The 11,712-nt window shown below is 66.8% G+C and carries 11 protein-coding genes; 7 read left to right on the top strand and 4 right to left on the bottom strand.

Features of this window, described 5'->3' with window-relative positions:
* Positions 1-505, bottom strand: a 505-nt coding sequence (lepB, locus tag AB4Y99_RS19100; protein WP_441524417.1) for a signal peptidase I, incomplete at its 3' end; no start/stop codon positions are given.
* Between the two features lie 458 nt (positions 506-963).
* Between lepB and aqpZ the strand changes: the two genes are divergently transcribed.
* On the top strand, positions 964-1,689 hold the full coding sequence (aqpZ, locus tag AB4Y99_RS19095; RefSeq protein ID WP_038368335.1) for an aquaporin Z: 726 nt from the start codon (positions 964-966) through the stop codon (positions 1,687-1,689).
* Positions 1,690-1,782: 93 nt separating this feature from the next.
* Here aqpZ and acpS read toward each other — a convergent pair whose 3' ends face one another.
* Positions 1,783-2,187, bottom strand: coding sequence for a holo-ACP synthase (gene acpS, locus AB4Y99_RS19090; RefSeq protein ID WP_038368334.1), 405 nt, complete (start codon positions 2,185-2,187; stop codon positions 1,783-1,785).
* 9 nt (positions 2,188-2,196) lie between these two features.
* Positions 2,197-2,949: a pyridoxine 5'-phosphate synthase gene (locus AB4Y99_RS19085; RefSeq protein ID WP_441524420.1), complete on the bottom strand. Its 753-nt coding sequence runs from the start codon at positions 2,947-2,949 to the stop codon at positions 2,197-2,199.
* A gap of 234 nt (positions 2,950-3,183) precedes the next feature.
* On the opposite strand from AB4Y99_RS19085, the gene AB4Y99_RS19080 reads away from it, so the two are divergent.
* The 3 genes from AB4Y99_RS19080 (at position 3,184) to AB4Y99_RS19070 (ending at position 7,904) form a co-directional block, all read left to right on the top strand.
* The gene (locus AB4Y99_RS19080) at positions 3,184-4,902 is read left to right on the top strand and encodes an ATP-binding protein (protein WP_197062821.1); all 1,719 of its coding nucleotides are present in this window, start codon (positions 3,184-3,186) and stop codon (positions 4,900-4,902) included.
* A gap of 240 nt (positions 4,903-5,142) precedes the next feature.
* Entirely contained in the window at positions 5,143-5,532 is a 390-nt protein-coding gene (gene rpoZ / locus AB4Y99_RS19075) for a DNA-directed RNA polymerase subunit omega (protein WP_038368333.1), read from the top strand.
* Between the two features lie 158 nt (positions 5,533-5,690).
* Positions 5,691-7,904: a RelA/SpoT family protein gene (locus AB4Y99_RS19070; protein WP_441524419.1), complete on the top strand. Its 2,214-nt coding sequence runs from the start codon at positions 5,691-5,693 to the stop codon at positions 7,902-7,904.
* A 57-nt stretch (positions 7,905-7,961) separates the two neighbouring features.
* Here AB4Y99_RS19070 and AB4Y99_RS19065 read toward each other — a convergent pair whose 3' ends face one another.
* The gene (locus tag AB4Y99_RS19065; RefSeq protein ID WP_441524416.1) at positions 7,962-8,807 is read right to left on the bottom strand and encodes a LysR family transcriptional regulator; all 846 of its coding nucleotides are present in this window, start codon (positions 8,805-8,807) and stop codon (positions 7,962-7,964) included.
* A gap of 122 nt (positions 8,808-8,929) precedes the next feature.
* Here AB4Y99_RS19065 and AB4Y99_RS19060 point away from each other — a divergent pair, with 122 nt between their 5' ends.
* The 3 genes from AB4Y99_RS19060 to parC form a co-directional block, all read left to right on the top strand.
* The gene (locus tag AB4Y99_RS19060) at positions 8,930-9,310 is read left to right on the top strand and encodes a tautomerase family protein (RefSeq protein ID WP_441524415.1); all 381 of its coding nucleotides are present in this window, start codon (positions 8,930-8,932) and stop codon (positions 9,308-9,310) included.
* A gap of 141 nt (positions 9,311-9,451) precedes the next feature.
* On the top strand, positions 9,452-10,198 hold the full coding sequence (gene recO / locus AB4Y99_RS19055) for a DNA repair protein RecO (protein ID WP_441524418.1): 747 nt from the start codon (positions 9,452-9,454) through the stop codon (positions 10,196-10,198).
* 180 nt (positions 10,199-10,378) lie between these two features.
* On the top strand, positions 10,379-11,712 hold a 1,334-nt coding region (gene parC, locus AB4Y99_RS19050; RefSeq protein ID WP_441524414.1), incomplete at its 3' end, for a DNA topoisomerase IV subunit A.

Below are 11,712 nucleotides of genomic sequence, written 5' to 3'. Positions count from 1 at the left end.
TCTCGTGGCTCACGCCGTTGGGCAGGGTCTCGACATAGCGGATCACCGGGACGTTGCGGCCCCAGTTGTCGCTCGTGACATAGTCGGCGATGCGCTCGCGCTTCACCGGCTGGCCGTTGATGTTGAGGATGCCTTCGATCATCTGGATGCGGTCGCCGGGCAGGCCGATGACGCGCTTGATGTAATCGGTCGAATTGTCGCTCGGCAGCTTGAAGACGGCGATGTCGCCGCGCTTGGGCTCGGCCGCCCAGACGCGGCCGGACATCACCGGAGGCCCGAACGGAATCGAGTAGCGCGAATAGCCGTAGGTGTATTTCGAGACGAACAGGTAATCGCCGATCAGCAGCGTCGGGATCAGCGAGCCGGACGGGATGTTGAAGGGCTGGAACAGCAGGGTGCGGATGACGAGCGCGATCAGAAGGGCCTGGACGACCACCTTGATCGTCTCGAGGATGCCGCCTTCTTCCTTGGCCGCCTTGGTTTTGCTGTCGACGTCGTTGGCCACGCGGGCGCTCCCTGCAGCATCGGACCGGAAAGCGGACTCCACTTTCCGGACACATCCGGTGCGATCATAAAATATACGGATCACCGCGCGTCCCCCGGGGCGCGCGATGATCCAGACTGCGATCCAGCGCGCGGTCTACAGCATCGGGCCGCAAAGTGGAAACCACTTTTCCGCGCAATCCTCTGCCCTGACAAGGGGATGGGGCCGCCATGCGCTCTCCCGGTGCAGGGTCGCCGATCCGCCCGTCGTGCCTGGCGATCTCGCCGAGGTTAAGGCGCTCGCACTATGGCGATTCCGCGGCGACGGCGGCCTTCTGCGGTGCCTGCCATGCCGATGATGCAATGCAGCAGAAGCAGCAAGGTTGAGCCGGCGTCCATGCTCCGGACGCGGAGGTCGGATGTTGACGAATCTCCGGCGCAAGGCCAGTGTTCGCGAGTATTCAATCGGGGGTTATTTTAATGAATGCAAAGAAATATGCCGCCGAAGCCATCGGCACGTTTTGGCTTACTTTTGCTGGCTGCGGTAGCGCCGTCATTGCCGCCGGCTTTCCGAATGTGGGTATCGGTCTGCTCGGCGTTTCGCTCGCCTTCGGCCTCACGGTCGTCACGATGGCTTATGCCATCGGACATATCTCCGGCTGCCATCTCAACCCGGCGGTGACGGTCGGCCTCGCGGCCGGCGGGCGTTTCCCCGGCGGGCAGGTGGTCCCCTATATCGTGGCGCAGGTCGTCGGCGCGATCGTCGCCGCGGGCCTCCTTTATGTCATCGCGCGTGGCGCGCCTGGCTTCGATCTCGCCGGCGGCTTCGCCTCGAACGGCTATGCCGAGCATTCGCCCGGCAAGTACAACCTCGTCTCGGCCTTCCTGATGGAGGTCGTGATGACGATGATGTTCCTCTTCATCATCATGGGTTCGACCCATGGCAAGGCGCCGGCCGGCTTCGCGCCGCTCGCCATCGGCCTGGGCCTCGCCCTCATCCATCTGGTCAGCATCCCCGTGACGAACACCTCGGTGAATCCGGCCCGCAGCACCGGCCCGGCGCTGTTCGTCGGCGGCTGGGCCCTTCAGCAGCTCTGGCTGTTCTGGGTGGCGCCGCTGCTCGGCGGCATCCTCGGCGGCGTGATCTATCGTTGGCTGAGCGACGAGCCGCAGGGCGTCGTCAGCGGCACACAGCCGGCCGAATAAGCCAGGCTCGAGCTTTCAGGCTCAATCAACAAGGCCGGCGCCACCAGCGCCGGCCTTTTTTGTTCCGTTCTCGCGGATTGGCGTGCCGTGCTTTCAGCCGCCGGCTGGCCGGGCCTCGATCACCACGAAGGCCTGCGCCATCGGCGGATCGTCGGTCAGCGAGACATGGACGAAGGCCTCGAAACCGGCCGGCGTCATCGCCTTCAGCCGCTCGGCCGCGCCGCCGGTGAGCCGCATCGTCGGCCGCCCGCCGGGCAAGTTGACCACTTCCATATCGCGCCAGAACACACCGGCACGCATCCCGGTGCCGAGCGCCTTGGAGCAGGCTTCCTTGGCGGCGAAGCGGCGGGCATAGGACGCAGCCGGCGTCGCGCGTCGGTCGGATTTCGCCCGCTCGCCCTCAGTGAAGATGCGATGGGTGAAGCGCTCGCCGAAGCGGTCGAGCGACTTCTGGATGCGCGTGATGTCGCAGAGATCGGAGCCGATGCCGAGGATCATGCCTCCGGCTTAAATCGCCGCGCGCCCTTCGTCCATGGCCTGGCGCATGGCCGTGATCGCGGCTTCGAGCCCGACGAAGATCGCCTCGCCGATCAGGAAATGGCCGATGTTGAATTCCGCGAAGGCCGGAACCGCGGCGAGCTTGCGGGCCGTCGCGTAGTCGAGTCCGTGTCCGGCATGGACCTCGATACCGAGCCCGGCGGCATAGGCCGCTCCGCTCTTCAGCCGCTGGAACTCCGCCTCGGCCTTCGCGGCATCGCCATCGGCGACGGCGTGGCACCAGCTTCCGGTGTGCAATTCGACGACGGGCGCGCCCAGCTTCGCCGCCACAGCGATCGGTGCCTCGTCCGGCTCGATGAACAGCGAGACCCGGCAGCCGGCGGCCTTCAGCCGGGCGATGCGCGGCGCGAGCTGGGCCTGCTGGCCGACGACGTCGAGGCCGCCCTCGGTGGTGCGCTCCTCGCGCTTTTCGGGCACGAGACAGGCCGCGTGCGGCCGGAAGCGCTCCGCCAGCACCATCATCTCGTCGGTGGCGGCCATCTCGAAATTGAGCGGCTTCGTCAGTTCCGCGGCAAACCGGGCCATGTCCTCGTCGCGGATATGGCGCCGGTCCTCGCGCAGATGGGCGGTGATGCCGTCAGCCCCCGCCTTGATCGCCAGATGCGCCGCGCGCACCGGATCGGGCAGGGCGCCGCCGCGTGCGTTACGCACCGTCGCGACATGGTCGATGTTCACACCCAGACGCAGCCGCTCGGCCATGATCCGCCCCCTTATTTCGTATCGCCGTGCATAGACGAAACGGACCCCTGGGCTCAATGCAGCGAATGTGATGGCAGGGCCACCAATTCTGATCGGTCCGCGGGATGGGCCCCGACACGGCCAAGGCGAGCGAACGGCTTTGCGGTTTGCTAACCGCGAATCCATGAGCCGGCCGCCATGAAGTCAATCGTAACCGGGCCGCCTCTACTTATGGTCGGCACAGGGACGGGGAAGGCGATGCAGCTAGCCGTGAAATCGGGCATCTTCGAAAGCGACGCCATGCCGGACCGGCGCGACACGAAGCAGCCGCCGGAGCGCGTGCTCGGCCGCGTGATAGCCTGCGATGGTGCGCGCGCCACGATCCTCAGCGCCGTCTCGACGGGAAGCTGGCTGGCCGGCGACGCCTGGGCGATCGGCCGCATGATCTCGATCAATCTCGGCAGCAGCCGCATCGTGGCGCTGGTCTATCGCGTGCATGCGGTCGAGGCGGCCTGGACCGACACGGCCGAGAATCCGATCCGGATCGAGGTCGAGTTCCTCGGCGAGGTGCTGGAGGGCTCGGACGGCAAGACGCGCTTCCAGAGCGGTATCACCAACTATCCGCCGATTGGCGCCGTGGCGCACCGCATCCGCACCGGCGATCTCGCGCTGGTGCATGATCTCGGCGAACGCGGCGGCGTGGTGATCGGCCAGATCACGCAGGATGCGAGCATCCCCGCGACCGTGAACATCCAGGACATGCTCTCCCGCCATTTCGCGCTGCTGGGCACCACCGGCGTCGGCAAGTCGAGCGCGGTCGCGCTGCTGCTGCGCAAGGCCGTCGCCGTCCGCCCGCGCCTGCGCGTGCTCATCCTCGACCCGCACAACGAATATTCGAGCGCCTTTCCCGAGCTTGCGCTGACGATCGACGGCGACGCGCTCGATCTGCCGTTCTGGATGTTCAAGCAGGAGGAGCTGGCCGAGGTCGTCTTCCGCGGGCGTCCGGCGCTGGACGACGAGCCCGACATCCTGCGCGAGGTCGTGGCCGCGGCGCGCACCCGCTACCGCACGCCGACCGCGCCGGATCTGGCGCGGGATCTCGGTTCCTCGCTGCTGAAGCGCCCGCTCGATATCGGCGGCCCGCGCGCCGCCGGGCCGGAGCCGGTGCAGGCCCAGGCGAGCCATGATGCGCCGACGCCCTACCGGCTCAAGGACGTCTTCGCCATCATCGACGAATTGATCGGCCTGCACGAGCAGCGCTGGCCCCGCGCCGCGCTGCGCTCGCTCAAGGTCCGGCTGGAATCGCTCCATGCCGATCCGCGCTATCGCTTCATGTTCGGCCGCGCCAACATGTACGAAACCATGGCGCCGATCCTCGGTCAGATCTTCCGCGTTCCCATGCATGGCCGCCCGATCACGGCCTTCCAGCTCGGCGGCCTGCCGGGCGAGGTGGTCAATGCGGTCGCCTCCGTGCTGTCGCGCCTCGCCTTCGAGCTGGCGGTCGCCAGCCAGGGAGCGATCGAGGTGCTCGTGCTCTGCGAGGAGGCGCATCGCTACGTGCCGTCCGACCCTCAGCTCGGCTTCGCGCCGACGCGTCAGGCCATCGCCCGCATCGCCAAGGAAGGCCGCAAATACGGCGCCTATCTCGGCGTCGTGACCCAGCGCCCGGGCGAGCTGGACCCGACGATCATGTCGCAGTGCTCGACGATCTTCGCGATGCGCCTCGCCAATGAGCGCGACCAGCAGATCATCCGCTCGGCGATCTCGGACGCCTCCGCCAGCACGATCGCCTTCCTCTCCTCGATCGGCAACCGCGAGGCCATCGCCTTCGGCGAAGGCGTGGCGACGACCATGCGCATGCGCTTCGCCGCGCTCGCGCCGCACGAGCTGCCGGCCATGGGCGGCAAGACCACGGCGGAGGAGGGCGCGCGCTTCGACCCGACGCTCGACGATCTGGTGCGGCGGATGCGCGCCTGAATCCACCGTCATTCCGGGCTTGACCCGGAATCCATCGTAAGGTGCCGTGCTCTATGATGGATTCCGGATCGGCGCCGCGATGCGGCTTGTCCGGAATGACCGCGGAGGGCGGCCGCTCGTTTGACGTTTGCCGCCGGTGGCTTGTATCTCAGCCAGCGAAATTCTTGCATCGCGGCGGCTTTGCCTGTATGGCCGTCGCAGATTCATCTCCCTGCATCGCCGAGATCGGAAGGAGCCGCCATGGCTCGCGTTACCGTTGAAGACTGCATCGACAAGGTCGACAACCGCTTCGAGCTGGTCCTGCTCGCGGCTCATCGCGCTCGGAACATCGCTTCGGGCTCTTCGATCCTGGTGGCGCGCGACAACGACAAGAACCCCGTCGTCGCGCTCCGCGAGATCGCCGAAGAGAAGCTGAAGCCCGAGGATCTGAAGGAAGAGCTGATCCACTCGCTGCAGAAGCATGTCGAGGTCGACGAGCCGGAGCCGGAGACCGTCCCGCTGCTCGCCAGCCCCACGAGCGCCGCGACCTCGGACAACGAAGTCCAGTTCGATCGCATGAGCGAGGAAGACCTGCTGCGCGGTCTCGACGGCCTTGTGCCGCCGACCGAGAGCGCCGACGACGAGGATTGATTCCCGTCGGGGAATTTCTTCACCGTTTTGCTCTAAAGCCCGGCACTGCCGGGCTTTTTCATGCCCGATACTCGGAAAAGCGCCTTGCTGCCGCCCAGACCTGTGCAAATAATAATGCGTTGCAATGATCGTAGGCTGAGGCTGGGGCCCGCATGGGCATGATGCGGCAATATGAGCTCGTTGACCGGGTCAGGAGCTACAATCCGAGTACCGACGAGGACCTGCTCAACCGGGCCTATGTCTATGCCATGCGCGCCCATGGCACGCAGAAGCGCGCCTCCGGCGATCCCTTCTTCGCGCATCCGCTCGAAGTCGCCGCGATCCTGACGGACCTGAAGCTCGACGATGCCACCATCGTCGCGGCGGTGCTGCACGACACGGTCGAGGACACGGCGGCGACGCTGGAGGAGATCGAGAACCTGTTCGGGCCGGATATCCGCCGGCTCGTCGACGGGCTCACCAAGATCAAGAAGCTGGACCTCGTCTCGAAGAAGGCGGCGCAGGGCGAGAATTTCCGCAAGCTCCTGCTCGCCATCGTCGACGATATCCGCGTGCTGCTGGTGAAGCTGGCCGACCGGCTGCACAACATGCGCACCCTGCATTTCGTCCCGCCGGAAAAGCGCCTGCGCATCGCCGAGGAGACGATCGAGATCTACGCCCCGCTTGCCGGTCGCATGGGCATGCAGGAATTGCGCGAGGAGCTGGAGGAGCTCGCCTTCCGCCATATCAAGCCGGAGGCGCATGCCACCGTCACCAAGCGGCTGGAGGAGGTGACCGCGCGCGAGGGCAAGGTCATCGGCGAGATCGAGCGCGACCTGAAAGACAAGCTCGCGGCCAGCGGCATCGAGGCAGAGGTCCATGGCCGCCGCAAGCGCCCCTATTCGATCTGGAAGAAGATGGAGCGGAAATCCGTCTCCTTCGAGCAGTTGTCGGACATCTTCGGCTTCCGCGTCATTGTCGAGAAGCCGCAGGATTGCTACCGCGTCCTCGGCATCGTCCATATGACCTGGCCGATGGTGCCGGGCCGCTACAAGGACTACATCTCGACGCCCAAGCAGAACGACTACCGCTCGATCCACACCACGGTGGTCGGCCCCGGCCACAGCCGCGTCGAATTGCAGATCCGCACCGATTCGATGGACCGCATCGCCGAATACGGCATCGCCGCCCATGCCCACTACAAGGATGGCCGCCCCGGTGAGCCGATGCAGCTCGTCGACGAGAGCCGCGCCTATCAATGGCTGCGTCGCACCGTCGACCTGCTGGCCGAGGGCGACAGCCCCGAGGAGTTCCTCGAGCACACCAAGCTCGAGCTCTTCCACGACCAGGTCTTCTGCTTCACGCCGAAGGGGCGGCTCATCGCCCTGCCGCGCGGCGCGACGCCGATCGACTTCGCCTATGCCGTCCACACCGATGTCGGCAACAGCGCCGTCGGCGCCAAGATCAACGGCCGCATCGCCCCGCTGCTGACCGAATTGCAGAACGGCGACGAGGTCGAGATCACCCGCGCCGAGGGGCAGGCTCCGCCTGCCGCCTGGGAATCCCTCGTCGTCACCGGCAAGGCCCGCGCCGCCATCCGCCGCGCCACCCGTGTCGCGGTGCGCCGGCAATATGCGGGCCTGGGCCGCCAGATCCTCGAACGCGCTTTCTCGCGCGCCGAGAAGGCCTTCTCCGACGAGAAGCTGAAGGCGGCACTGAAACGCCTCGCGCGCAGCACCGTGGACGATGTGCTGGCCGCCGTCGGCCGCGGCGAGATGTATTCGGGTGATGTGGTCAAGGCCGTCTACCCCGATCTGGAGCCGGAGAAGCGCACGGCCGGCGAGCCCAAGCCGGCCGCGGCCACGGCGAGCGGCAAGGGCTGGTTCGAGCTSSGCAAGGGCGASAAYCTSAAGTTCAAGCTGCCSGGCGAGCCCAGCGCCGACGCCATTCCGATCCGGGGCCTTGGGCGCGACCTGCCGGTGCGCTTCTCGCCGCAAGGCGGCGCCGTACCGGGCGACCGCATCGTCGGCATCCTGACGGCAGGCGAGGGCGTGACGATCTACCCGATCCAGTCGCCAGCGCTTGCCGCCTTCGACAACGAGCCCGATCGCTGGCTCGATGTCCGCTGGGATCTCGACGACAAGGTGCCGCAGCGCTTCCCGGCGCGGATCGCGCTGAAGTCGATCAACGAGCCGGGCTCGCTCGCCCAGATCACCACGATCATCGCGGAGCATGATGGCAATATCGACGCCGTCCAGATGAACCGGCCCAATCCGGACTTCACCGATGTCACGATCGATCTGACGGTCTGGGACCTGAAGCACCTCTCGGCGATCATCAGCGAATTGCGCGAGAAGCGTCAGATCAGCCGGGTCGAGCGCGTGCTGGGATAGGGCCGTTCTTCCGGGGCACGCCTGTCATTCCCGATGACGGCAGCCTTACCGCGAGGCTCACCCCCGGAACGCCGCCGCGAGTTCGCGGACGAAGGAGCGCCCGCGCGCGCTGGAAACCTGGCTGCGCAGCACGACCTGCGAGTGGCCGAGCGGCGGCAGGCCCCAATCCGCCCCGACATCGACCGCGTCGCGCGGCGCGATGCGGCTGGCGAGCGGGCTGACGCCCAGCCCACCCGAGACCGCCGCCAGCACTGCCGCCATGCCACCGCCGATGAAGGCTTCGCGCCAGGGCCGGCCGCAGCGGGTCAATGCCTCGATGGCGTGGCGGCGCAGGCCGCACTCGGTGACGAGGCTGATCATCGGCAGCGGCGCGTCCGGCCAGGGCATCAGCGCAGGCGAGGCGAACCAGCCGAAGATATCCTCGCGCAGCACCTCGCCGGTCCTGCCTCCCCCGACCCGTCGGACCAGCACGACGTCGAGTTCCCCGGCCTCGAAGGCGGCTTCCAGCAGGCTTGACGGCTCGATCCGGAGATTGACGACGAGGCCGGGATCATGCGCCGCCAGCCGCGAGAGCAGGAACGGGATGTCGGGCCCCGCCGCCTGTTCGCTGATGCCGACCGCGATACGCTCCGGCTCCTCGGTGAAGGCCGCGAGCGCGCGGCCATGCGCCGCCAGGAATTCCCGCGCCGCCGGCAGGAAGCGCTCGCCTTCCGGCGTCAACCGCACGAGGCGCGGATGGCGTTGCAGCAGCAGCCGGCCGAGCGTGGTTTCGAGACGCTTGATCCGGGTGCTGACCAGCGATTGCGTCGAGCCGAGCGCCTCCGCCGCGCGTGTGAAGCTGGCGAGCTCGGCCGCTTGCAGGAAGGCGGCGACGGCGTCCACGTCGAGGGCAGGGGGGCTCATAAATCAATAATCCGTATCTCTGGTATCTCTTATGATACGGTTTTATGTTTGTCGTTTCAACGCTAGCCTCTCTCCATCGGCGACCGGCGCGGGATCGCGCGTCGCCGCAAATGGAGACGACCATGCCCCTGATCCGGATTTCCATGCGCCGCGGCCGCCCGGCCTCCGAGCCCGCCGCCATCGTCGATGGCGTCTACAAGGCGCTGCGCGAGACCTTCGAGGTGCCTGAGGGCGACCTCTTCGCGCTGGTCCACCAGCACGATGCCGGCGAGTTCATCTACGACGCCAATTATTTCGGCTTCGACCGCTCGGATGCGATGGTGGTCATTCAGATCACCGTCAGCGCCTCGCGCGGCGTGACGCAGAAGAAGGCATTGTTCGCGAGGATCCACGAGAATTTGCGCCGCGATCCCGGCCTGCGCTCCGACGACATCTTCATCAATCTCGTCGAGACGGCACGCGAGAACTGGTCCTTCGGCGGCGGCATCGCGCAATATGTGTGAAACCGACGAGGCGTCGTTCTCGGGCGAAGCGAAGCGCAGACCCGAGAATCTCATGACGAGATGGCTGGTTTCCGAGACGGTCGGGGCAAGCCCGACCATGACGCGGTTCCTTCCTGCGCTTGTCTGCCCTACATCCAGTCCATGGAATGGGTCGACGAGGGCACCGTCATCGGGCTGAGGGGGCATGGCGAAAGCGCCGTGATCCTGGAGGTGATGACGCGCTTCCACGGCCGCCATCTCGGCCTCGTTCGCGGCGGGCGCTCGCAGAAGACGCAGCCGCTGCTCCAGCCCGGCAACCGGGTCGCGCTGACATGGCGGGCTCGTCTCGACGAGCATCTCGGCGAGTACAAAGTGGAGTTGCTGACCTCCCATGCCGCGCGATTGATGGCCACACCGGTCGCGCTCTATGGGCTGGCGACCATTGCGGGCCTCTTGCGCCTCCTGCCGGAGCGAGATCCGCATCCGGGTCTCTATGAGGGGCTCGCCGTCCTCGTCGAGCATCTCGACGAGCCGCAGCTCGCCCCGCCGCTGGTGGTGCGCTTCGAGCTCGCCATGCTCTCCGAGCTCGGTTTCGGGCTCGATCTCGCCCGCTGCGCCGTGACCGGCACGCCCGATGACCTCAGCCATGTCTCACCGAAATCCGGCAAGGCCGTCAGCCGCCCGGCGGCGCAGCCCTATCTCGACCGGCTGCTGAAGCTCCCGGCCTTTCTCGTCGAGGGACAGGGCGGACGCCAGCCCTCCGCCGCCGACATCCTGTCGGGCTTCGCCCTGACCGGCTTTTTCCTGCGCCGGCACCTCTTCGAGCCGCGCGGCTTGCAGGAGCCGCCGGAGCGCGCCCGGCTGGTCGATCTGGCGACGCGCTTGGCCGCGAATTCATCCACCGATTGAACGCAAAATGGCCGCTCCGGCGTTTGCGCGCATGCGTGCGTACCTGCATTGTTCTGGCGGGCTGATTCGTGCTGTGCCATAGAGCATGGCGCGAAGAAGCGGGTGCCGGTTTCCGCAGGGAGCAATGCTCCGGACGATCAGGATCGGCGCGAATTTGGACGGGAAGAGGGCTGACAGCGTATGGGCAAACCGATCGATCCGCCGCCGGAGGATGGAGCCGAGCGCATCGATCTGAAATCGGCGCTCGAAGAACGCTATCTCGCCTATGCGCTCTCCACCATCATGCACCGCGCCTTGCCGGATGCGCGCGACGGTTTGAAGCCGGTCCACCGGCGCATCATCCATGCGATGCGTCTGCTCCGGCTCGACCCCGGCCAGGTCCATAAGAAATGCGCCCGCATCGTCGGCGACGTCATCGGTAAGTTCCACCCGCATGGCGACCAGTCGGTCTATGACGCGCTGGTGCGCCTCGCGCAGGATTTCGCCCAGCGCTACCCGCTCGTCGACGGGCAGGGCAATTTCGGCAATATCGACGGGGATAACGCCGCCGCCTATCGTTACACCGAAGCGCGCATGACCGAGGTCGCGCGCCTGCTCCTCGACGGCATCGACGAGGACGCGGTCGATTTCCGCGAGACCTATAACGGTGAGGACGAGGAACCGGTCGTACTGCCGGCCGCCTTCCCGAACCTGCTGGCCAATGGCTCGCAGGGCATCGCGGTCGGCATGGCGACCTCGATCCCGCCGCACAACGCGGCTGAGCTCTGCGACGCCGCGCTCTACCTGATCCAGCACCCGGAGACCTCCTCCGAGCAGCTCATGACCTTCGTGCCCGGGCCGGATTTCCCGACCGGCGGCATCATCGTCGAGACCCGCGCCTCGATGGCGGAGACCTACCGCACCGGCCGCGGCGCCTTCCGCACCCGCGCGCGCTGGCTGAAGGAGGACCTTGAGCGGGGCGCCTGGCAGGTCGTCGTCACCGAGATCCCCTACATGGTCTCGAAGGGCCGGCTGATCGAGAAGATCGCGGAGCTGCTCAACGACAAGAAGCTGCCTCTGGTCGCCGACCTTCGCGACGAATCCGCGGAGGACATCCGCATCGTCATCGAGCCGCGCGCCCGCAACGTCGATGCCAACCTGATGATGGAATCGCTGTTCAGGCTCTCCGAGCTCGAAGCGCGCATTCCGATGAACATGAACGTGCTGACCGGCGGGCTGGTGCCGCGCGTGCTCGGCCTCGCTGAGGCGCTGCGCGCCTGGCTCGACCATCGCCGCGAGGTGCTGCAGCGGCGCTCGCGCTTCCGCCTCGGCCAGATCGACAAGCGGCTGGAAATCCTGCGCGGCCTGCTGATCGTCTATCTCGACCTCGACCGGGTGATCAAAATCATCCGCGAGGAGGACGAGCCGAAGATCGAGCTGATGAAGGTCTTCGAGCTCACCGAGGTCCAGGCCAACGCGATCCTCGACACGCGCCTGCGCGCGCTGCGCAAGCTCGAGGAGATGCAGCTCAAGAC

The organism is Allobosea sp. TAB14 (genome assembly GCF_052113865.1).
Classification (GTDB): Bacteria; Pseudomonadota; Alphaproteobacteria; order Rhizobiales; family Beijerinckiaceae; genus Allobosea; species Allobosea spartocytisi.
The sequence above is the reverse complement of the archived record's forward strand: the minus strand, read 5'-3'. Positions and strand labels throughout refer to the sequence as shown.

Bases quoted from the DNA above. Each gene is read 5' to 3' on its own strand.
- aqpZ (WP_038368335.1), top strand. From the start codon at position 964: ATGAATGCAAAGAAATATGCCGCCGAAGCCATCGGCACGTTTTGGCTT.
- rpoZ (WP_038368333.1), top strand. From the start codon at position 5,143: ATGGCTCGCGTTACCGTTGAAGACTGCATCGACAAGGTCGACAACCGC.
- AB4Y99_RS19060 (WP_441524415.1), top strand. From the start codon at position 8,930: ATGCCCCTGATCCGGATTTCCATGCGCCGCGGCCGCCCGGCCTCCGAG.
- AB4Y99_RS19080 (WP_197062821.1), top strand. From the start codon at position 3,184: ATGCAGCTAGCCGTGAAATCGGGCATCTTCGAAAGCGACGCCATGCCG.
- AB4Y99_RS19065 (WP_441524416.1), bottom strand. From the start codon at position 8,807: ATGAGCCCCCCTGCCCTCGACGTGGACGCCGTCGCCGCCTTCCTGCAA.
- acpS (WP_038368334.1), bottom strand. From the start codon at position 2,187: ATGATCCTCGGCATCGGCTCCGATCTCTGCGACATCACGCGCATCCAG.
- recO (WP_441524418.1), top strand. From the start codon at position 9,452: ATGGAATGGGTCGACGAGGGCACCGTCATCGGGCTGAGGGGGCATGGC.